The organism is Secundilactobacillus muriivasis (assembly GCF_054785195.1).
The window spans coordinates 1-22157 of sequence record NZ_BAABMI010000007.1; the positions used below are offsets into that span (position 1 = coordinate 1).

At 49.5% G+C, this 22157-nt stretch carries 22 protein-coding genes, 1 pseudogene and 1 riboswitch; of the genes and pseudogenes, 5 read left to right on the forward strand and 18 right to left on the reverse strand.

Translation table 11 applies throughout. The annotated features are described in order from the left end of the window. Positions 1-74: 74 nt before the first annotated feature. The 4 genes and pseudogenes from ACYVR3_RS01425 to ACYVR3_RS01440 form a co-directional block, all read right to left on the reverse strand. Positions 75-179: pseudogene (locus tag ACYVR3_RS01425) on the reverse strand (cupin domain-containing protein); the annotation flags it as partial. Between the two features lie 15 nt (positions 180-194). Then, positions 195-938, reverse strand: coding sequence for an SDR family oxidoreductase (locus ACYVR3_RS01430; RefSeq protein ID WP_461242824.1), 744 nt, complete (start codon positions 936-938; stop codon positions 195-197). A gap of 16 nt (positions 939-954) precedes the next feature. After that, complete coding sequence (locus tag ACYVR3_RS01435) at positions 955-1482, reverse strand: flavodoxin (protein ID WP_461242825.1); 528 nt, start codon at positions 1480-1482, stop codon at positions 955-957. 126 nt (positions 1483-1608) lie between these two features. Next, entirely contained in the window at positions 1609-2490 is an 882-nt protein-coding gene (locus tag ACYVR3_RS01440) for a LysR family transcriptional regulator (RefSeq protein WP_461242826.1), read from the reverse strand. A 106-nt stretch (positions 2491-2596) separates the two neighbouring features. Between ACYVR3_RS01440 and ACYVR3_RS01445 the strand changes: the two genes are divergently transcribed. Continuing rightward, positions 2597-2920 (forward strand): winged helix-turn-helix transcriptional regulator, encoded by a 324-nt coding sequence (locus ACYVR3_RS01445; protein WP_057151858.1) that lies wholly within the window; start codon positions 2597-2599, stop codon positions 2918-2920. A gap of 45 nt (positions 2921-2965) precedes the next feature. On the opposite strand, the gene ACYVR3_RS01450 is transcribed toward ACYVR3_RS01445, so the two are convergent. From ACYVR3_RS01450 to ACYVR3_RS01460, 3 genes are read right to left on the reverse strand one after another with little or no spacing between them, the layout of a single operon-like run. Next, on the reverse strand, positions 2966-3502 hold the full coding sequence (locus tag ACYVR3_RS01450) for a hypothetical protein (protein WP_461242827.1): 537 nt from the start codon (positions 3500-3502) through the stop codon (positions 2966-2968). Then, positions 3503-4045 (reverse strand): acyltransferase family protein, encoded by a 543-nt coding sequence (locus tag ACYVR3_RS01455; protein WP_461242828.1) that lies wholly within the window; start codon positions 4043-4045, stop codon positions 3503-3505. It abuts the gene before it with no gap. Continuing rightward, complete coding sequence (locus tag ACYVR3_RS01460) at positions 4046-6694, reverse strand: YfhO family protein (protein ID WP_461242829.1); 2649 nt, start codon at positions 6692-6694, stop codon at positions 4046-4048. A gap of 174 nt (positions 6695-6868) precedes the next feature. On the opposite strand from ACYVR3_RS01460, the gene ACYVR3_RS01465 reads away from it, so the two are divergent. Beyond that, on the forward strand, positions 6869-7555 hold the full coding sequence (locus ACYVR3_RS01465; RefSeq protein ID WP_461242830.1) for a GTP pyrophosphokinase: 687 nt from the start codon (positions 6869-6871) through the stop codon (positions 7553-7555). Between the two features lie 33 nt (positions 7556-7588). Here the strand turns inward: ACYVR3_RS01465 and ACYVR3_RS01470 are convergent, their stop codons facing one another. Beyond that, on the reverse strand, positions 7589-8362 hold the full coding sequence (locus tag ACYVR3_RS01470; RefSeq protein ID WP_461242831.1) for a glycosyltransferase family 8 protein: 774 nt from the start codon (positions 8360-8362) through the stop codon (positions 7589-7591). Positions 8363-8524: 162 nt separating this feature from the next. On the opposite strand from ACYVR3_RS01470, the gene ACYVR3_RS01475 reads away from it, so the two are divergent. Beyond that, entirely contained in the window at positions 8525-9346 is an 822-nt protein-coding gene (locus tag ACYVR3_RS01475; RefSeq protein ID WP_461242832.1) for an N-acyl homoserine lactonase family protein, read from the forward strand. Here ACYVR3_RS01475 and ACYVR3_RS01480 read toward each other — a convergent pair. The 7 genes from ACYVR3_RS01480 to ribD form a co-directional block, all read right to left on the reverse strand. Further along, a complete protein-coding gene (locus tag ACYVR3_RS01480) occupies positions 9341-9880 on the reverse strand; it encodes a TetR/AcrR family transcriptional regulator (RefSeq protein WP_461242833.1) in 540 nt (179 codons plus the stop codon). The genes ACYVR3_RS01475 and ACYVR3_RS01480 overlap by 6 nt on opposite strands. Before the next feature lie 97 nt (positions 9881-9977). Beyond that, positions 9978-10445, reverse strand: a complete 468-nt coding sequence (locus ACYVR3_RS01485; protein ID WP_461242834.1) for an Rrf2 family transcriptional regulator — start codon at positions 10443-10445, stop codon at positions 9978-9980. Positions 10446-10505: 60 nt separating this feature from the next. Further along, positions 10506-11366 carry an NAD(P)H-binding protein gene (locus ACYVR3_RS01490; protein ID WP_461242835.1) on the reverse strand — a complete coding sequence of 287 codons (861 nt, stop codon included), beginning with the start codon at positions 11364-11366 and terminating at the stop codon, positions 10506-10508. A 450-nt stretch (positions 11367-11816) separates the two neighbouring features. Next, positions 11817-12281: a 6,7-dimethyl-8-ribityllumazine synthase gene (gene ribH / locus ACYVR3_RS01495; protein WP_461242836.1), complete on the reverse strand. Its 465-nt coding sequence runs from the start codon at positions 12279-12281 to the stop codon at positions 11817-11819. A 2-nt stretch (positions 12282-12283) separates the two neighbouring features. Next, the gene (ribA, locus tag ACYVR3_RS01500; RefSeq protein ID WP_461242837.1) at positions 12284-13492 is read right to left on the reverse strand and encodes a GTP cyclohydrolase II; all 1209 of its coding nucleotides are present in this window, start codon (positions 13490-13492) and stop codon (positions 12284-12286) included. After that, on the reverse strand, positions 13489-14091 hold the full coding sequence (locus ACYVR3_RS01505) for a riboflavin synthase (RefSeq protein ID WP_461242838.1): 603 nt from the start codon (positions 14089-14091) through the stop codon (positions 13489-13491). Before ACYVR3_RS01505 ends, ribA begins: the two co-directional genes overlap by 4 nt. A gap of 2 nt (positions 14092-14093) precedes the next feature. After that, entirely contained in the window at positions 14094-15137 is a 1044-nt protein-coding gene (gene ribD, locus ACYVR3_RS01510) for a bifunctional diaminohydroxyphosphoribosylaminopyrimidine deaminase/5-amino-6-(5-phosphoribosylamino)uracil reductase RibD (RefSeq protein ID WP_461242839.1), read from the reverse strand. Between the two features lie 137 nt (positions 15138-15274). Continuing rightward, a riboswitch (FMN riboswitch) is annotated at positions 15275-15429 on the reverse strand. Positions 15430-15674: 245 nt separating this feature from the next. On the opposite strand from ribD, the gene ACYVR3_RS01515 reads away from it, so the two are divergent. Next, positions 15675-16208 carry a helix-turn-helix transcriptional regulator gene (locus tag ACYVR3_RS01515; protein WP_461242840.1) on the forward strand — a complete coding sequence of 178 codons (534 nt, stop codon included), beginning with the start codon at positions 15675-15677 and terminating at the stop codon, positions 16206-16208. Between the two features lie 138 nt (positions 16209-16346). After that, entirely contained in the window at positions 16347-17267 is a 921-nt protein-coding gene (locus ACYVR3_RS01520) for a glutathione S-transferase C-terminal domain-containing protein (RefSeq protein ID WP_461242841.1), read from the forward strand. A gap of 353 nt (positions 17268-17620) precedes the next feature. Here the strand turns inward: ACYVR3_RS01520 and ACYVR3_RS01525 are convergent, their stop codons facing one another. The 3 genes from ACYVR3_RS01525 to ACYVR3_RS01535 form a co-directional block, all read right to left on the reverse strand. Further along, positions 17621-19420, reverse strand: a complete 1800-nt coding sequence (locus ACYVR3_RS01525; protein ID WP_461242842.1) for a heavy metal translocating P-type ATPase — start codon at positions 19418-19420, stop codon at positions 17621-17623. Positions 19421-20076: 656 nt separating this feature from the next. After that, the gene (locus ACYVR3_RS01530; RefSeq protein ID WP_461242843.1) at positions 20077-20511 is read right to left on the reverse strand and encodes a universal stress protein; all 435 of its coding nucleotides are present in this window, start codon (positions 20509-20511) and stop codon (positions 20077-20079) included. A 7-nt stretch (positions 20512-20518) separates the two neighbouring features. After that, the gene (locus ACYVR3_RS01535) at positions 20519-22105 is read right to left on the reverse strand and encodes an Nramp family divalent metal transporter (protein WP_461242844.1); all 1587 of its coding nucleotides are present in this window, start codon (positions 22103-22105) and stop codon (positions 20519-20521) included. Between the last annotated feature and the right edge of the window lie 52 nt (positions 22106-22157).

Consider the following 22157-nt stretch of genomic DNA (forward strand, 5'->3'; position numbering starts at 1 on the left):
ATTTTGTTTTCCACCCGCATAGCAGGTGGGTTTTTGTTTCGCACGTTTCACGTGCTCAACTGGGTCTAAAGACATACTAAACCCTGTAAATAGCTTTGACCCACAAAGTATTTGGCGTAGGCATCGTTCTTGGGACCCATTTCAAAGATGCCGTGTTGAACTTGTTCATTTTTAGTCATATTTAAACAGCCTCCTTAGGCTTGACGAGTTGGGTAAATGGTAAATTCATTGACGTTCACATCCGCTGGTTGATCGATGGCGAAGTTCACGACCCGCGCAATCGCATCCGGTGTAATGCCAACGGCATCGTAAAGCTGGTTCATGCCGGCCAAGGCGTCTTGATCCGTAATGGTACTCAACAATTCCGTGTTGATAGCCGCTGGGTACAACGTTGCGGTTCGAATGTTGGTGCCTTCCTGCGCACTTTCGGTCCGAATGACTTCCATTAAGTTGCGAACCGCAAACTTGGTTGCGCCGTAAACACCAGCCCCCGGGAAGCTCTTGATCCCCGCAACGGATGAGGTCGTGATGATTTGACCGGATTTTTGACTGGTGAAATCTGGCATTACCGCTGCAACGCCGTTTAACACACCCTTCAAGTTAATATCGATCATGGCGTCCCATTCATCCGTGTGTAACGCGCTGATTGGTGAGGTTGGCATGATGCCAGCGTTGTTGAAAATCACATCGATACCACCGAAAGTCGCCTTCGCTTTAGCAACCAACGCCTGGACATCGGCCATCTTTGTCACATCAGTTACTTGGTAGGTCGCCTCGCCACCAGCAGCCTGAATGGCGGCCACAATGGCCTGTAACTTGGCTTCACGCCGCGCACCCAACACAACTTTGGCGCCATTAGCGGCCAACAATTTGGCGCTCGTTTCGCCGATTCCTGAAGAGGCGCCGGTAATTACAACTACTTTATTTTGAACTGTCATTTAGTTAATCTCCTTTTTATTTCACACTTATTTCAATCTGCCTTAACCAGTAGGTCACCGCGCGCTCCGACCGCGTCACCCGAGAACCCCGAATAGGTAAACCGGTTCGGATCTTAGCACCCGGACAACATTGCTGAATCAACGCAACGCTATTCCCCAAGCCGCCACCTTCATGGGTACAAAACGGTAAAATCTCACACCCCGCAAACGACCATTGTTTTAAAAATGCCGTCACAACCGGTGGCAACGTGCCGTTCCAGTTGGGATACCCCAGAAAAATTCGGGTTGGCGTCTCAAACTCGGCCGGTGAAGTTGACAGCTGAAACGCCGGCAACTGATTTCGTTGCTGTTCAGCTTTAACTTGCGCCACCGTTGCCGCGTAATTGGCCGAATACGGTACCCGCGGCACCAGCCGAACTACCGGACAGGCTAAGCGCTCCGCTAACGTCCGCGCTACCCATTCGGTATTGCCGACCGCCAACGACTGAAGTTGCCCATTAACAAGATTTTCACCCCGATGTGAAAAGTAAACCACGACCGCCACGCGATCACCTCCGTTCTGGTTAAGTTAACAAGGTTCAGTTTACGGCCGGCACTAACATTCGTCTAATACCTAAAAAAACGGGATTCATGCCTATAGAGCATGAATCCCGTTTCGTTCAACTTTTAGTTAAGCGAAGGCCTCTCGGAAGTATCGAATAAACTCCCCCACCACCGGCGTCAGCATCCGTTCCCGTCGCCAGACTAGCACACAGTTAGTTTGCATCGCTGGCTTCAACGGCACAAACGTCACATCGCTAGGTTGACGGTCACTCACTGCCCCTTCAATACTAACGGCAGCGCCAACTTGATGTTCCACCAGTGGAATGACGTTAAAACTCAGATTAAAGTTACCGATCACGTTTAACTGATCCAGTGTTACACCAGCCCAATCAGCTAAGAGCTGTTGCACTTCAGGCCGCCCCGAGATCATCAAGGGCATGCCGGGCAAGTCAGCGGGTTCAATGTCGGCCTTCCGGGCAGCAAAGCTTTCGTTGCTAACCAGCAAGCCCCAGCGTTCCGTTCTAGGCAACGTTAACGTATGGTATTTTTCCGTGTTGACCGGCTCCAATAAAATGGCGACGTCCAGCAGTCCCTTCTCCAGTCGTTCCTTAATAATGTCGCTGGTGCCACTAAAAATCTCAAAGGTCACCTGCGGATAGTCGCTCACAAAATCCTCCAGCATCATCGCCAACGTGTCAGAGTTATCAGCCTCTACACAGCCAATCGCGATGTGGCCACTGAAAAGCTGCTGCCGGCGGTCGTTAAATTCCTGAGTGGTTTGCTGCGTCAGCGACAAAATTTCAGCCGCCCGACTCTTTAAAAACAGCCCTGCTTCCGTCAACGCTAATTGGTTATGGTCACGGGTAAATAACGTCGTGCCAAGCTCACGTTCCAGTGACTTTAACTGGCGACTGAGCGTTGGCTGGGTAATGTGTAATTGGGCCGCAGCCTGGGTAATATTTTCCGTTTCCGCAATCGTATAAAAGTAGTGTAATAACCGAAGTTCCATCGTTGCGCCCCTTTCTAAAACTCGTTGAAGTGTCTTTACTGGTATTTTAACGTCGAAGCCCTTAAACTTGGAAAACAGACTCCAAAATAAAGGATCGTGATCTACAATGGTCATGCGTGACCTCAATATGGGGACTAAGGCCGGTCTCGCCGTTATCTCAGACAAATGGTCTGCCCTCATTTTACTCAATCTAACCGGCGACTATCAAGGGTTTATGACCCTGCGTGAAAGTGTGCGCGGCATCGGCACCTTTAAGCTGCTGATCAAACTCGCCACCTTAACGCGTCTCGGACTGGTCGCTGATACCAGCGATTACCAGTACAAACTCACGTTGGATGGGCAGTACTTTCAACAAGTACTCTTAAATCTGGATGGCTGGGGCGACCGCCAGCTCCGGCAAACAACTCGGTTATCACTCACCAACCACTAAAACGACTTCCTGGCATCCTGCTGAGAAGCCGTTTTTAGTCTCGTTTTAGCCAATCGTTAACGTTGCGTTAACCGGCCTGAACCGGTGCCATTTCGGTAACAGCCACTGAACCGCTAACGCAATAAGTAACGGCCCGCCAACCGCGATAATCAACCGGAGAACTGGATGATTGACGATGCCAACCAGCAAACAGACGTCTAAGAACAACTTATGCCCATACATAATCGCTAGCGTGTGGCGGCCGATAACGGTCAACCAACCATGTAACGGCATCAACGATGTGAGGTAGGCAAGCACCATCACCGCCAATGTCAGCAATACCGGTATCACCGCTAAAGTCAATGCCGCGGGTAACGAGCTTTGAATCAAGTGGGATTTTAACGAAAAGTGGAACGTAAAGCCACCCATAAAGAACCACCAGATCAACATCGCCGAACTGGTTAAAATGCCAATAATGGCTACCGGATGCGTGATCCAGTTGAGATGCGCATGAAACAGCAGGTAGCCAACCATCGTGTAAAATGCCGTGATCAGCACCGTATCCAGACTCCAAGGCATCATCGCAAACCCGTTAATGTGCATCTAGGTCACCTGCTGATAGCTCGTGCCCAGCAGTAAGCCGGCTAACGCAATCGTAAACTGCAGTAGTGGTTGGCGAACAACCGTGATCACCGCCGTCACCACAACGATCGTAATCAGGTAAGCGTTAATGAACCAAAAAGTACTGGTGTAAAAGTTCAGCGTGCGGCCACCATAAATTAGGTCCATCAAGTGTTGCGTCCAAAACAGGACCGTTTGATGGTGGAGCACCACGTAGGCACTGATCAGTAAGAATCCCATCACCACGTACAGCAATAACTCGCCCTGCAGTCGCCGGTGCCAGAATCGACGCCAGTCCACTAAATGGGGTAGTGGCTTTAAAAAAATTCCGCCGATAATGAAGAACAGCGGCATGTGCCACCAGTAGACGAAGTGCGCCGTTAAACTGCCACTCAGTAGATGCCCCAGCACCACTGCGATGATACCGTAAGCTTTCGCAATGTCTAGCCAATCGATTCGTTGTGAACGGCGGCGTTGATGCACCGCTACTCGAGTCTCCGCGTCGGTCATTTTTTCAGCCGTCATTTAAGCCACCTCATCCGTTCGCTGTTGCCGACGACGTCGAAGCCAGTCGTAACCGCCAAAACTCAGCAATCCAATAACTGACAGTCCTGCGCCCAACGCTAATCCCGGAACGTGGTACTGCAACGTCACGTGATTCGTCTTCTGGGTCAATGGCACCGCCGTAAAGTTGCCCAGTACCTGACGCGTCTGAACCGCTTTGCCGTTAACCGTTGCCGACCAACCTTTATCGTACGGAATCGCCGTGTACAGCCAGTGGTTCGTCGCTGATGTTTTGGTGACGGTGCCGCTGACCCGGTTCCCGCTGATTGTTGGCTTGAAGGCTTGTTGTTGCCGAGTTTGAGTAAGCGCCTGAAGCTTGGCCGCATCTAAGCTCAACAGATGAATTTTATGCGTTGAAGCCTGAGTTGGCGCAGAGATCCCAATCACCACGTGCGCGCCCTTGGCGTAGTCGCCCAAGCGGATCAGATCATGGTTATTTTTCGTGACCATACTCTTAATAGCGTGACCATTAACAGTAATGGTTGCGGTCGAAATTCGTTTATCAGCCGCTTCCAAATACAACGGTCCACTCGTCTGCGTCGTCACCTGTAACTGGTACCGATGACGGCCAGAAGCAGTCAAGGCTGCCGCCTGATGAGTCGCCGTTACCGTAGCGGGTTGTAAATACCGGCCACTGGTTGGCTGAATGCGCTGCAAAATCGTCTCTAAGTTCGTGAAAATCGCAAACCGTTGTGGCTTGAATTGAACAAATTGACTGTTGACCGGGAAGCCCATACCGAGGTAGTACGGATTTGACTTCACGCCCGTTTGTGAATTAACGGACGTCTTAACACCCAGCAGCAGTTCCGAAATCGCCGTCACGCCTTGGTTACTGATCCGACGAGCATTCTTGCTGTATAGGCCCAGTGCCATCAGGGCTTCCCGGGTTTGTTCGTTCATGGTTGAATCGTACTGTTTGATGCCGTTGAAATTGTAGATTTGCGCATCGTTATAGCCAACGTAGCTTGACTTAGGGTACGTTCGACCTAACGATGGCCCCGCATAGTTCACGCGGTACAGTTGCCGTTGCGATGTTTGTGGCGTAATCAACTTCGCTTGTTGCGCCACATCCGTCTGATACCCACGCTGACTCGCCAGCGGTGCTGACCGGAGGGTGTCGGCAAAGTTAAGCGACACTTCACCCATCACGGCAGCCGTTAACGCTAACGTCATGATTTGGTGGCGCCGGAACGTGGTGAAGATAATCGCGGCGTCCACCCCAATCACCAGCAGGTTTAAGAGTAAGAGCTTCGCTGAATTGGGTTGTAGTTGATAGTATGAGTGGGTCAAGACCGCCAGCGCCGGACTGTGCTTCGCAAGCCGCAAATAACCAAACCCAGCAACCAGCAACCCCATCAAACTCGCTGGAATAGCTAATTTTTGCCACCGCTTTAACTGCTGTGGTTGCGCTAGCCAGGCTTCATAGGCAATCATTACTGCCATAAAGCTGACCAAAAAGGCGTAGCGGAACGGTGAGCCGGCAGGTTGGTGGAACATGTGCCAAGCCGTATTTAGTGGTTGGACAAACATGCTGATGAGTAAAATACCGAAAACTGCCGTTGCGCCTAACTTCTGGCGCCGGGTAATCTTTGCATTAACGAAGTAACTCATGACTAACAAGGCCACAACCAACGTTGCGTAAAGCGCTGGTGCGTGAATCAGTCGGTTCGTGTAGTTCTCACCACCGATGCCGAGTTGGGACAAAATTTCTGGTCCATACATCGGTTGGATCGCAAACTCGTTGGTGTTGGTTGATAGCTTCGACGTCAGCAACATCCCCAGCCCCGTTGGAATGAGGACGATCATGCTGGTTAAAACACTGCAGGCTTCCGTCACTAAGAACGTCAGCAACATTCTGCCAGTTGCCACGGTTGGATTGGGACGCGTCAAAAAGACGTAACCGAAGTAGATGACCGTAAAGAGCCCCGTCATGTAACCGACATAGTAGTTCGAGAGAATCGTTAACGTTAGCCAAACAAACAGACCAAGCGACCGCTGACCATCGCGAACCCGATCAATACTGGCCGCAATCAATGGGAGATAGATCAAACCGTCAAGCCACATGATGTTCACAAAATCGGCGGTAACGAACCCGCACAGCGCGTAAGCGACCGCAAAGGCCACGATACCCCACCGCATCTGGTGCGTGTGTCGCGCTAAATAGTAGCTCATGGCCGCCGCACTGGCGCTGATTTTAAGCATCAGGATCAGGGTGATTGCCATTGGTAACTGCCCAACTGAAAATAACCCGACTAACAGGTTAAACGGACTCAGCAGGTAGTACGCCACCATCGGGACAAGGTTTTCCCCAACCCCAAATGAAAAACTATACGTTGCGAACTGACCCGTTGTAATCACATGCCGAAAGTAGGTTAAAAATTGGAGATACTGCGCTGACATATCGCCGATCAATAAGTTGCGTGAACCAAATGGCGTCACGTGATAGTAGCTAAAGACTAGTCCCAGCACAGCCAACGTGAGGATGCTAGCAACCCCCATTTTGACGCCGATCCGACTGAAGCTTAGTGCCGGGGCAAGGTCCCCTACCCTTGATTTAAAGCGGGTGCGCCGAAGCGTTGCCTCGTTCACCTCTGGTTTTAAAACACGCATAATGGTTCCCTTCTTCGTTGTTTTGATGGGCCTATCATAGCGCGTGATTTTCTGAGAAACTACTTGCTAAAAAGGTGAACTCCCTGAGAATTTATCAGAATCATAACTTGGTTGTCGTTGCCGATACAGGTATGATAAGGGTATTAACTACCGTTTAAACTTGGAGGAACCCATATGATTTTGCAACGCGATAACATTCCCAATCTAGACCAAATTTCCAGTCAGATGGGCGAACTGGTTGGTGCCGAAACCACCGAAGAATTTCGCAAATTCATCGCCTACTACCAACAGTGTCAGGCTGGTGCCAACGAAATCGGCACCAAGTTAGATAACCTCGATTCTGAATACCAGATGCGTGATAACCACAACCCGATCCACCATATGGAAACGCGGATGAAGACACCTGCTAGTTTATTTAAAAAGCTGGACAAAAAACAACTTCCCAAAACGTTCGATTCGATCCACAATCACATTCTCGACGTTGCTGGCATCCGGGTGATCACCAACTACCTTTCGGATATCGATACCGTGGCGGATGCGCTCACGAGTCAAAGTGACATTACCGTTCTGAAGCGCAAAGACTACATTAATCACCCCAAACCAAGCGGCTACCGGAGTTTACACCTCGTCGTTTCCGTACCAGTCTTTCGGACGGACGGTCCCGTTGACACCCCGGTAGAGATTCAATTGCGAACTGTGGGCATGGATATGTGGGCCAGTTTGGAACACAAGTTACGCTACAAAACCGACGTTGATCCTGATAAAGTCGTTCAATATGGCGATCAGTTGCGGAGCTATGCGAAGGAATTGAATGGTATCGAAACGAATTTACAGTCGATTTTTGAACAGTTACAGGACTAAAAAACGGTTGGGCTAGCGCCCAACCGTTTTTTACTACTGATTTACGTGATAGATTGCTGCCAATGGGCCTTGATAGTTACTTTGCCATGGTTTTGGTTGGCGTTGATAATGCAGCACCTTAGTATGCGTTTTGACCCAATCTTCCGTAACACCGGCCGCTTCATACTGCGCAAAATTTGGCACATCCAAATTCCACAACCGGTCGTCAACCTCAACAACTTGGTCGCCATACAACCCGTTTAGCACGTCTTGATCAACTAATGGTAACGCGTCATGCGCGGCCACAAACCGGTTGATAGCCTGAACGTCTACTAACTGCCGCAAACGATCCAAATCAATTAGTAGGACCCCGGTGTTGAAATACGGTTGCGCTAACCCTAACCGTTCCCGGCTATCCTGGTCGCCTTGGTGCGCCACGGCTGCGAAAGTTTTGCCGGCTAGTGGTAATCGCCAGAGGTCAGCCACTGCATTTAAAATCAGCGTATCGGGGTCGAGGTAGAGCACGCGATGGACTGATCTGGGTAAAATTTCACCACACAATAAGCGGTAATAGGTTTCGACTGGATACTGGTCGGTTACGGGTACGTCGCCCAAACTGGCCGCATCCGCTTGAATCGCTTGGAACTCGAAACCAAGTTGGGTGGTGATAAAACTTGTTAAAGTCGCTAAAACATCAGCGGAGAGTTGGCGATGGATCAACCAAACCTTAACCGGAGTGGTTTCGTGCCGTTTCAGTGATGTCAGCATCGTTTTTAATGGTGGAATGTATCGCTCGTCAACGGTGACGAGGAGGTTGATGGGAAGCATGTGGTCACGTCCTTTTTCAATTAACTTTATTATTTTTGTAACTTAAGAGACAGTTCTCCCAATGAGTGTCTCTTAAGACACAGCCTGTTTCAAATTGCTTCTAGGCCAACGCTCACAAACCCATTATGATTGGAACCATCAATTACAAAGAAGGTTTCCAAAATGACAGCTAAAATTACAATTCACGTCATGCATACTGGTCTCGTCAAAGTCGACCGGGCACTTCCTTTTCACGGCCTCTACCGTAACCCGCTTGCTTTTACTGGCCTTTTCAGAAGCGATAAAAACCAAGTCACCCTGCCCGTTTCTAGTTACCTCATCGAACATCCCAAGGGACTAATCCTCGTCGATACCGGTTGGCATAAACAGGTTCGTCAAAGTAACTGGGCGGAACTGGGCCCCCAAGTCCAAATCAATACGGGTTACTTACCAACTGGTTGGGCCGTTGACGAACGACTCGCCGCACTCGGCTACAAACCAGAAGATCTCGACTTAGTCTTACTAAGTCACCTTCACTGCGATCACGTGAGTGGCCTCAAGCACGTTGCCCAAGCCAAAAGAATCCTAGTTTCACAACCGGAATGGCAGACCGCTAACCGGCTCCCACTAGTCTACCTGCCACATGAATGGCGGGGCGTTAACGTTGACACTTATCAGTACGAGAATTCCGGTATCGGACCCGTTGGTGAAAGTTATGACGTCTTCGGTGACGGCAGTGTCTTGCAAGTTCACACACCGGGGCACGCCACTGGCATGTCGGCGACTCTGATTCAAAATGACGCTGGCCACTACGTTCTCTTGGCCGCTGACGTTGGTTACGCTAATCGCTCTTGGGAAGAGATGCTCACACCGGGGATTTGTACGAGTCGAAAAGCCGCCATCACTAGCCTAGGTTGGGTGCGTGAACAAGCTCACGACCCTAACTGCATCGAAGCACTGGCTAATCACGATACAACAACGGATCCTCACATCATTACCCTATGATTGACCAGTTAATACTGATTTCACCAACCCATTCATGAAGGTTGAGATTTGATCCGCGCTTCCTCGCCGGAGTGCCCAAGTGATTGCCGTATAAGCGGTAGAGGCGTAAATTTCTAATAGAAAATCCTGCGGTACGGATTGCGATACTTCAGGTAATAATTGCGCTGCATGTCGCCGTAAACTAGCTAAATATCGCGCACTTAAATCGCCTTCCGGTTCATGGACTTTCAACAACGGCAAAATCATAAAAACGTCTTCCGATAACGCCGTATAGAGTGCTAGTAATCCACTATCAGCTAACGGATCCACCAATCGCGCATCCAGTAGTTCGTCAAAACGGGCTGCTTGCTGCTCAACTAATTCACTAAGAACCGCGTATTTATCTGGATAATGGTGATAAAACGTACTTCGCCCGACTAATCCTTCCTGGCAAATATCATTGACCGTGATCTGATTAAACGATTGTCGATTCAAGCAGGTTATCAGGGCTGCCTGAATATCACGTTGACTCTTGTATTTACGCATATCAGCCATGTCGATCACTCCCATTCTTTCCCATAAGTCTAACCCAAAAACGACCCTCCGTCAGCGTAAAATTGCCAACGAAGAGCCGTTTTAATGATTCCCTTTGTTATTCTGTTTCTTGAGTCTGTCTCTGCGTGTCCATTTCCCACTTCGCCCGCCGTACTCGTAAATCGTCAACCAGTTGTGCCAGCGTAATTTTGGCCATACTGCGTTCCGCATCCGCCTGAACCTTGGCGTAAGCCTCTTCTAACGTTCCTTGAATGTTTGCACCAACTGGACAATCCAAATTAGTTTTATCATCAATGTGCAACAGGTTGTGATCTTCATCGATTGCATAGTAGACGTCTAACAGCGTGATGTCGGCTGGCGACTTGGCCAAACTTGGTTTAACCACCCCAGGCCGACTCGTTAACAACCCCGCCTTTACCAACGACGACATGAGCCGGCGCACCAGACTCGGATTCGAGTTGATACTGAGCGCAATCGCGTTGCTGGAAAGGTCGAACTTGCCCTGACAAATTTCAATGTAGGCTAAGACGTGCACGGCATCGCTTAATTTATGGGAGTATTTCATATCAATTTACCTCACTTAATCGTGCTTCCAGTTTAACGCATTGCGCTTGGTTTGTGGACACTAGTTTGCCTTTAACGCTTTAAGTGCAGTTTGAATCGGTGTTACTGGACGACCTAAAACAGTGGCTAACGTGTCATCTGATTGGGCCAAATCGCCGTTGTGAATCAGCGTTTGCATGCTGGTAATAATGGCAGCAGTTGTCGCGTCCAACCCAGCGGTTTCTAATCCTTTTTGATAATCAGCTTCACTGACCGATGCAACGTCAAATGATTGATCAGAAACGGCTTTTACTTGTTCAGCTAATTGCGCGTAGGTGATAGCCGGGCCACCAAACTCATAGATGGCTTTAGGATCAGCCGTTGCCAAGACCCGAGCGGCCGCTTCAGCGTAGGCCGCTTCTGGTGCCCAACCAACTTTACCTTCGCCAGCTGCGTAAGTGAATGGCTGACCCTTAAAGGCTCCCTGAATCACACCGGCATCGTTTTCCAAATACCAGTTGTTGCGTAAGAAGCTGTAGGCTAAGCCACTCTCTTTAAGCGCCTTTTCGGTGTACTTATGATCTTCTGATAGTGGTGACTTAGCCGTATCAGCATGAGAATAGCTCGTGTAGGCAATGTAGCTGACACCGGCTGCGTTTGCGGCATCAATTACGTTTTGGTGTTGCGTTTGACGAGAAACTTCACCGCCCGGAACTGATGAAATGAACAAGAGTTTATCGACACCAGTTAAAGCTTGTTTAAGGCCTTCAACATCAGTGTAATCACCTTGTCGAACCGTCACGCCAGCTGGTACGCTCGCTTGCGCCTTTTCAACGTTTCGCGCTAATGCGATGATGTTACTTGCTGGTACTAACCCTGCTAAAACCTTGACTGCTACTGAACCAAATTTTCCGGTAACCCCGGTTACTGCGTATGTTGTCATATTTAAAGACCATCCTTGTTGTTATTTTTAAAGTAACTTGTATTTTATAAAGTAACACCATTTTATTTGATTGTCAAATATATTTACGCTTGTGTGCGGAGCGAGACGGGTTGAGAGCAGTGTGCAAGGCGAGTCCGGTGAAGGCGCCCGGGCCTGGCGGGTTTACCGATGTCGCCTTGCATGCAGCTCTCAGTCTCGCGCAGCACCATTCGGCGTGGTGGCCAGAAAGCGCGTGGTTGACAAGTTTCAGCAACTTCAAGAACCCTGGAAATAACAGTTTAAGTGGTGCCGAATCTCGTAGCCTGAGAGCACCGTTTTTCAATGCGGCTTTGGCGAGCGAAGCGACGACAAACAGCCTACACCCAAATCGCACCCAACACTTACGCTAAACACAAACGTAAACAAAAAACGAGTACGATTTATCATAACCGCACTCGCTCAAAACGCTATTTATCTCAATTTCCGTTCCAAATTAATCATCTCAACCACGCCATCCGCGCAATCGGCACCTTTGTTACCACCCTTACCACCAGCGCGGTTAATCGCTTGATCCAAGTTATCAGTCGTTAACACGCCAAACATCACGGGTACTGGCCCATTCAGTGAAACGTCTGCTAGCCCACTCGCCGTTTCAGAACAGACGTAATCGTAGTGAGAGGTTTCACCACGAACGACTGCGCCTAACGCGATGATCCCGTCAACGTTGCCTTTACTTGCTAACAATTTCGTAATCCGTGGCAATTCCATGGCGCCAGGCACCGTCATCACAGTGATGTCGTCTTCTGCAATCCCGTATTTTTTCAACTGATCGATTGCCCCCGCTTGCAGCTTTTCAGTGACCAAGGCGTTGAACTGCGCCGTGACGATGCCAATTTTAAGTCCCTTGCCGTCGCGTGTTCCGTTAATTACTGTCATCTCTAAATGACCTCCTTTAGCATGTGGTGAAATTTTTGCTTTTTCGTTTTTAAGTACGCTTCGTTTTCCGTGGTCACGCCGACTTCCAGTGATTGGCGTGCGTGAACGTGGATGCCTTGCGCTTCTAATTGTTCAATTTTATCCGGGTTATTAGTCATCAAATCAACGTTGGTGACCCCTTTTTGTCGGAGAATGGCGGCAGCTAACCCGTAGTTCCGGTCATCCGCTGGCAAGCCCAACTTTAAGTTAGCTTCTACCGTGTCAAAACCTTGCTCCTGCAATTTGTAAGCTTTGAGCTTGTTGGCCAACCCGATGCCACGACCTTCTTGACGTAAATACAGCACAGCACCACGGCCCGCCGCTTCAATCCGACGTAACGCTTCATGCAATTGCGCACCGCAATCACAGCGCTTAGACCCAAACACATCGCCGGTCAAGCATTCCGAGTGCAACCGCAGTAACACCGGTGCATCCCCACTCAAATCACCTTTCGAAATCAGCAATGTGGGTTCACCCTCATCGCTGGTCTTGAAAGCCTCCATCTTAAAGTGACCGTAGTCAGTTGGTAAATCAACCGTTGTGATCGCATCGATCGTCTTTAATTGACGGTACCGGATCAAGTCTGCAATCGTAATCATCCGGGTCTGAGTCCCTTCCGCAAAGGCTTTGAGATCCTTCCGACGGGCCATCGTACCGTCTTTTTTTAACACTTCACAGATGTAGGCCACCGGATTACCACCGGCTAACCGGGCCAGATCAACAGCGGCTTCGGTATGCCCATCCCGTTCCAGCACCCCATTCTCCCGGGCAATCAGTGGGAAAATATGTCCCGGGTGATAGAAGTCATCGAAGGTGCTCTCGCTATTAGCCAACGCCGCAATCGTATCCGACCGGTCATAGGCGGAAATCCCGGTACTGGTGGTTCGGGCATCAACACTAACGGTAAACGCCGTCCCGAACGCATCGGTTGCATCAGCCACCATCGGCTTCAATCCTAGTCGGTCGGCAACGCCAGTACTCATTGGGACACATAATAACCCGCGAGCCTTAGTCACCATCCGGTTCACGTTCTCCGGCGTGACGTAATCAGCCAATCCCAACAGGTCACCCTCAGCTTCTCGATCCAGTGAATCCGCAACAATAATTAACTTACCCTGCTTTAACTCATCAACAGCTGCTTCAATGGTGGAAATAACGTCTTGATCGGTCATGCGCGTGTCCCTCCTGGTTGGTTTGCCACAATGTATTTGCCCAAAATATCCGTTTCAATGTTCACTCGGTCGCCGAGTTCTCGATCGCCCAGCACTGTTTCGGCTAAGGTGAACGGAATTAAACTGACTGAAAAATGCGTCTGGTCGGTCGCCGTAATCGTCAGGCTCACGCCATCGATTGCGATCGAGTCCTTTTCAACGATGTAGGGTGCATACTCAGCAGCCAATTCAAACGTCAGTACGATGGCGTTTTGATCGACCTTTTTCTCAGTTAGGACTGCGGTGGTATCCACATGTCCCAACACAAAATGGCCGTCTAACCGAGCTGTCGCTTGTAACGCCGGTTCTAAGTTGACCCGACTGCCAATCGTCAACGCACCAAGGTTGGTGCGGCGACTGGTTTCCGGCATCACTTCAACCGTGACTTGGTCGGCCGCAACTGCTGTAGCCGTCAAACAAGTCCCGTTGATCGCGATACTATCGCCAAGTTGCGGTTGAATCTGACGAAATAAATCTGCTTGCAACGTCAAGGTTGCCGTTTCATCTTGCTGGTCGAGCTGCACGACCCGGCCAACGCCTTTAATAATTCCTGTAAACATCGCTACACCCTCCTTGCACGCACGCGAACGTCGTGGCCGAACTGGGTAATCGTTGGCGTACCGAGGTTAAATGCCGCTGTCAGGGGTTCACCCACTGCAGCGGGTAACCCAGCACCACCCAATACTTTCGGTGCCACGTAAACCACCAATTCGTTCACCAAGTCAGCCGCTAAAAACGCCGCCTGAACCTGACTACCGCCTTCGACTAACACGGCTTGAAGCCCTTGTTCAGCCAGATATTGACTGATTACCGCTGGCGTCCATTCTGGTCGAACAACGACCTTCACGTTCTCTGGCACCGGCGTTGTTACTTCGGTTTCACTCAAGAACCAGGTTGGCGCCGCGTTGTTAAAGAGCCTTAGTCGACGATCCAACCGATTCACATCCCGGACTAACGCGATTCGAATCGGCGGAAAGGCCTGTTGGCGTGTCCGCACCGTCAATTGAGGGTCGTCATTTAGTAGCGTATGCTCGCCAATCAAAATGGCGTGTTGGCGACTTCGCAACTGCTGCACGTCCTGTTGCGCTGGTTCAGACGTCAGCTGCGTTCTGGTAGTCCCAGCACCGTTGATCTTGCCGTCCAATGACATGGCATATTTGAGGGTAAAATACGGCTGGTGATGCTGATAAAAGTAGGTGTATGCCTCGTTGAGGTCGGCGGTCTGATTCAGCACCGTCACCGCAACGCCGTGGTCTTCAAGCAATTGGATGCCTTTACCACTCACCAGTGGATTCGGATCCTGCTGGCCAATCACGACCCGTGCAACGCCAACTTCCGCTAATCGCTTGGCACAGGGTGGCGTCTTGCCGTAGTGACTGCAGGGTTCCAGCGTCACGTAAACGGTAGAACCCTTTGCGTCAGCCACGTCATCCAGTTGACTCAACGCATCCACTTCGGCATGCGCTTGGCCAAACTGATGGTGATAGCCGGTTGCAATCACTTGGCCATCCTTGACGATCACCGCACCAACTTGCGGATTGGTCCAGGTGTCCAGCCCTTGATGCGCCGCTGCCACCGCTAACTTGAAATAGTCTTGATCTGTCAAATCTCATTCACCTCACGAAAAAAGCCCCGACCGCCAACTGCTTGGCGAACGGGGCTTATTAATTGATAAGCTAAACAAGATTTCAAACGAGTCACGGTACAGCAAAGAGACTGCACCCATGGTTTGAAAAAGTTGCGTTTTTTCTTCTCCCATCCAGACTTTAACTGTCGGTCCCAGACTCGCACTGGGTCAACCACGGAAAACCGTGGGTCACGGACTTCAGTCAACCGTACCCGTAAGTACGGCGACTGTCACCATCGGTCGGGAATTACACCCTGCCCCGAAGAAATCTATTCAGTTATTGGCATCATCGTACTATGAAACCGGTTGTAATGCAAGCAAGTGTCGAAAGTTCGGCACAAACTTCTGGAATGTTACATTAACTGTTTCGCTAAAAATATTTCCCGGGTAATCGACTCAACATTCTGAATTTTTCCCTTGCCCGAGGCCCTTGCTTGTCCGATACTGCAATGCTTGGTACACTTGCTAGGAAAAGTAGCGCTCGTATCTCACTATGGTTATTGAAAGGAGCACGTCATGTTAGGGACCACGCTAAAACAACGTCGGGAGGACCTGAGTCTCACTCAGCAACAAGTCGCGGAACAACTCCACGTTGCGCGCCAAACCGTCTCAAACTGGGAGACCGGCAAAAACTACCCTGACATCCCCACTCTAATCAAAATCAGCGACCTGTACGACCTGTCGCTGGACATCATGCTCAAGGGAGATGCAAGCTATATGACCCAACTTCAAAAGGATGCCCGCCAACTGAAAACCCTTAAAAAAATGCGGTTTCGGTTTGGCCCGATTGGAACACTGCTTTATAAGCACTACCACAATGATCCACGCTGGGGAAAGAAAAACTTTATTTTTTGGCTGTTTGGCGGTACATTTTTTAGTTACTCATTTGTCGTCATGATTGTCATTTACGTTATCGAACAGCTCGCCTGGCACGAACCCATCTTTACGGATCCGCTCACGATGCTGATCGAACTAGGGATATTTTTATTGATCTTAATTCCAGGCAGTATGGTTTATGGTCTTTGGGCAACGGATTATTTTCGCAAATAACGCGCCTCCTCAGTTCCATTGAATCAACAATGAGCCATTTTTGTCATCAAAATTCAATTGTCCACAAGCTAATCAATACCCTTTCGCGTTAAATTTAGGTACACTAAACCTAACTTACACGAAATCGAGGTCTTCATCATGGCAACCACTTCCGATAACGCCGCTTGTGCTTGGCAACCCAAGCAGCCTGCTAATCCAACGTTTGATTTAAAATTTTCAACCGGCGAGCTTCCCGTTGAACCCAACCGTTACAGCTTAGTTTGGGGCCGATTCTGTCCTTGGGCAACGCCCGTCGCAATGTTGATCGATATTCTCGGCTTAGACCACGTCATCGCAAAAAGTCCGGTCTACGCTCTTCGCCACGATGGCATCAACGACGACTGGTTTTACGGGCCTCACGCGGGTGACACCGATCCAGTTTTACACACAACCAGTCTCGGTGAGAGTTACCGCAAAGCCGATCCAACCTTTAGTGCCCGGGCTTCAGTCCCGGCTTTAGTTGACCGTCAAACCGGTAAAATCGTTAACGGCGAATCGGGTACGCTGTTACCCGAACTCGCAACCGAATGGCACGACTACGTTGCCGCTGATGCGCCAGATGTTCTACCTACAGCCCAACGTGATGAGATTCTCGCCATGAACCAGCAGATTATTGATAACCTATCAAAACCGGTTAACGAAATCAACGACGTGACCACACAAGCCGACTATGAACGGTTATCCAACCAGTTCTTTGATCAACTGGCTGAATTTGACGAACGACTCGCTAACCACCCCTTCTTGTTTGGTGACCACGTCACGCTATCAGACCTACTCTTGTTCGTTCGGTTAGTTCGGTTTGATCTCGTTTATTACTTCCAAAACAAACTTAATCAAAAGCGGCTCGAGGACTTCCCCAACCTCTGGCGGTACGCAAAAGCTTGCTACCAGATTCCGGCATTTAAACAAAATACCGACTTTCTGGCGATCAAGCAACACTTCTTCCAAGTGAGCGAAACGGTGACCGATTTCGACCACGTTTTGCCACTGGGGCCAGATATGAGTAAGTGGGAAAATTAAGGGTAACTCAAAAAGCAACCGATGGTCGGTGAAATCAACCATCAGTTGCTTTTTAGTTTGTAGCTTGGGCAGTACGATTAACGTATCAGCCATCTATAGGAGGTCACTTCATGTTCAAATTTGAGTTTCACCAACAAAACCAATTTATTAAACCACCCTATAACCGCTGGGAACATGCGTTAAACGTTTTTGATATCATTATCCTGCTCATTACCCTACCGCTATTTGTTATTAGCCTATTCAATCATAATCTGCTATTTTCTGTAGTCTTAGGTTTACTTGCCCTCATCAGTAATCTCATCTTCGTTTTGTCACTTATTCTGGAACACCGTGCCAAACGCCGCCGAGCTCGCTCACGCTCTAGCCGTCCGCGCCCGCAAGGCCCACAGAATCGTCACGGTGTCGACAACTTCTTGGAACAGCGCCCCAATGATCGTCGGGATCACGCCAAAACTGGCGATCAACATCAGGATCGTACAAATTAGAATCCCAATCAACACTGACTGCCGGGCAACCGACATCGTTTCCCGGGAAATAACGACCGCGGTCGCCACCCGTTGTAAGTCATCCTTCAAAATGACAGCATCCGCCGATTCACTGGCCGCAGTGGCACCGTGAGCGCCCATTGCCAGCCCGACATCCGCGGTGACCAGGGATGGCGCATCGTTAACGCCGTCCCCCACCATGGCGACTGGCCGGCGATCTTCGGCAACTTCTTTCAACACTTCAATTTTGTCGTTTGGTAAACAGTCCGCGTGAATTTCATCAATCCCAACCGCACCCGCAATCTTTTCAGCAATTGGTTTGCGGTCACCCGAAATCATCATCAGGTGGTGAATCCCCATTTGATGCAATTTCGTCATCGTTGCTGGCGCCTCTGGTCGAAGTTCGTCCTCAAAGATAACGCAGCCGATATACCGATCAGCCACCGCCACGTAAACTGCCGTTTCATCAACTCGTTGAATCGCACCGGCTGGTAGCACGAAATCAGCTTTACCAGCTCTGACAATCTGCCCATCAATAGTAGCTTGAACGCCACCACCAGTGGTTTCAACGACAGCGGTTGCCGCTGGTAATTGCGCCGGCGCAGCTTGAACCAGTGACCGAGCCAAAATGTGGTTAGACTGCTGTTCAGCAGCCGCCGCAAGGGTCAACACCTGCTCTGCTGTCCAGCCCGTTTCTGGCCGTGTCTCCGTCACTTTTAGGTTACCTTGGGTAATTGTCCCAGTTTTATCAAATGCGACCGTCTGGACCTTCGCCAGCTTCTCTAACGTGGTCCCAGTCTTCACGATAATCCCACTTTGGCTGGCTCGACTCATTCCAGCAACCAAGGCTACCGGTGCTGCTAAAATCAACGGACAAGGTGACGCCACCACTAACACTTGTGCAAAACGGGTCGGATCCTTTGAAACTGCCCACGCCGTTCCAGCGATAATGTACGCCAAAATCGTAAACGGCACCGCATACCGGTCCGCCATCCGAACAAAGTGCGCCGGCTGTTCTTCCGCCTGCTTCACTAATCGAATGATGTTTTGGTACTGACTGTCTTCAGCCCGCTGATCAGCCACCATTTCAAGCGACCCATCACCGTTGACTGATCCAGACATCAACGTATCACCAACCACTTTATCGACGGGCCGGGATTCACCAGTCAGCGAGGCCTCATCCAGTGATGATTGCCCACTTAAAATCGTGCCATCAACCGGCACAACATCGCCAGGCTTCACCAATAAATGATCGCCAACCTGAACCTTTTCAACCGGAATCGCCGTCACGGTATCCCCGTTAATCAAATGCGCCTGTTGAGGCGATTTCTCCAACAGCGCCTGCAAATCCGAGTTGGCCTTGTGCGCCGCATAGTCTTCCAGCGCATCCCCACCGGTCAACATCAATAAGACGATCAAGGCCGCCCAGTATTCACCAATTGCCAACGTTGCAACTACCGCAGTGATTGCCAGTAAATCAACCCCAAATTTACCGGACCGAAGCGTTTTAACCATATCGACCAACATCAATAGCGCAATCAGTGAGCCCAAGATGGTCACGACGATTTGTGCCCAAAGCGCCTGTTGAAGACCGAAGTTGAGGATCAAGGCAATCACCCCAACAATCAAAACTGCCCAGAGCCGTTTGTAATTCGAAAGCTTTAACATTGTCGCCACCTCCTATATGTGTATCGTTGAACTATTTCTTATCTCAATTGTACACTAGGATATTCCGAGTTTCCTAACAGTTAGCTTATAATAATTATTGTTTATGATTTTGGAATATTAGAGCGTGAGGAGAAGCGGTTAAAGAGCGGCGTGTAATGCCTCAAAGGTAAAAGCCCCGGGCCTGGGCTTTTACCTTTGAGGCATTACACATAGCTCTTTGCTTCTCCGAACGCGTTTCGGCGTGGTGAAGGCAGGCGACATAGTAAGCCCTAATTCATTGTTACTAAATACCGGAAAGGCACCCCAAAATAACGCCGAAACAAACGTTGCCGGAATGCGCGTCGCCAGTATCACTCTGTTATGGTCAACCGCAACACCCTCCTATATATAAACCACTTCGCATCATTAGCCTACTTTTCAGAAAATCCTTACTACTACATTGTGGTCATAAAGATTTGCTGGGTAAGTATCGAACGTGATTTCTTAACTGATACGTCACCAAACCGATTTCAATTACCCCACAACTGTTATCTAGCCGAAACGAGTGAAAAGGCGCAGGGCCCGGCCATATAAGACAAATAACGTGTAGCACCCAAACCCAGGTGCTACACGTTATTTGTCTTATATTCTGGGCCCTAACCGCGCCTTTTCACTCTCTATCTAATCACCATCACCGACACCGGCGCATACTTTGCCATGTAAGCCGCTTGGCTCCCAAAGCGACGCTGAACGCCCTTTTTAGCAATGGAACCAATCACTAACAAGTCCGGTTTGACGTGTGGGATCACATCATTCACAATCGTTTCCCCTGGATTACCTTCCGACACGATAGCGTTGACGCTTTCGATGCCTGCCGCTTGTGCTTGCTGGAGGTATTTTGGGATATGGGCTTCCAATTCTCGGCGTTCACCGTGAATGTAGTCCTTATCCATTACTTGATAGACACTCATTTCGTGACTCTCTAGCACGGAAACGATTGTTAAGCGCGCACCTAATTGCTGGGCCGTATGAATCGCGTAATCAAACGCTAACAGCGCATCCGCCGAATCATCGACCCCGACTAAAATGTGCTTAAAATCAGTTTTTGTCATCTTCGATTTACGCCTCCGTAGCGGCTTCATCCGTGCCGTTCAACTTGGCTGCTAACCGTTTGTTACCGCGGTGCAAATCGTAGATGGTCCAAACTAACAATGCCAATACGGCCGCAATCAAGACGTAGGCAATAACATCAGCTTGCATCAATTGTGCCTTGGTGGCGTTGTCGCCGTAGAACCCTTCAACAGAACCTGGTAGGCCCTTCATGTTCAGGAACGTTAACGCAATAACGGAGATCCAGCCAAATAATTTCACCAAGAAGTTATTCTTGAATCGCTTGCCCATTTCCAACTCACTGTTAGTCATCATCAACAGTGGCAACATTGAGAATGGTAAAGCAAACGCCAAGAAGACTTGCGAATTGTTCATTAAATTATTCAGCGCTTCGTGTTGCTTGATAGCGGATTGACCACCCGTTAACCCAACACAGATCAACACTGGCACCACGGAAATCAACCGGGTAACCAAACGACGGAGCCAAAGTGGCATCCGCATGTGGACAAACCCTTCCATAATCACTTGACCGGTTAACGTCCCGGTGATCGTGGAGTTTTGACCAGAGGCTAACAACGCCACCGCAAACAGGATGGACAAAATGCCGGATTTAGCAACCCCAATCAACACACCGTTACTTAACATTGATGTATCTGATAGTGCTTGGAACAAGCCGAAGAACGATGGGTCCTTAACGGCGCCGCTCTTGAAGACCGCAACCCCCATGATCAGCAGCAATGAGTTGACCACGAATGCGAATGACAATTGGATGTTGGAATCCCAAGTTGAGAACCGAACCGTCCGAGCCACATCTTCTTCATCGGTATGGTCAATTTTTCGTGATTGAGAAACCGCTGAATGCAAGTAGAGGTTATGTGGCATCACCGTTGCCCCAATAATCCCTAATGACCCTGAAATTGGGGTCATGCCCGCAACGTGTTCTGAACCGGAGAACGTCCGGGTCGTTGGCATCAAGCCGGCAAAAACACCGCCCCAATCAGGCCGTGACAGAATCACTTGGTACAAGAACACAAACAAGATGACCAAAATCAAACAAACCACGATGGCTTCAATCTTCCGGAATCCAATTTTGGTTAATAATAGCAGTAATAAAACGTCAAATACGGTAATGAACACCGCAATTACCAATGGAATGTGGAATAACAAGTACAGCGCAATCGCTGCCCCAATAACTTCGGCGATATCCGTCGCCATAATCGCTAACTCGGTCAATAACCATAACACAATACCTAATGATTTACTGGTTCGTGCTCGAATCGCTTGCGCGAGATCCATCTGGCTCACGATGCCAAGTTTAGCCGCCATGTATTGTAGTAACATCGCGATCAAACTTGACATTAAGATAACAGACATCAGTAAGTACTGGAAATTTTGGCCCCCGGTGATTGACGTTGACCAGTTACCAGGATCCATGTAACCCACCGCAACTAACGCGCCAGGCCCTGAGTACATAAACAGCGTTTTCCAGAACCCCTTACCTTTTGGTACTTCGACCGTACCGTTGATCTCTTCTAGTGATTTCCCGTTCGCATACTCGATCAACCGGTGTTTGCGAGGGACGTTTTCATTCTCCAATTGAATGACCACCCTTCATGAATTTTTAAATCACAGTCATTGTACAATAGTT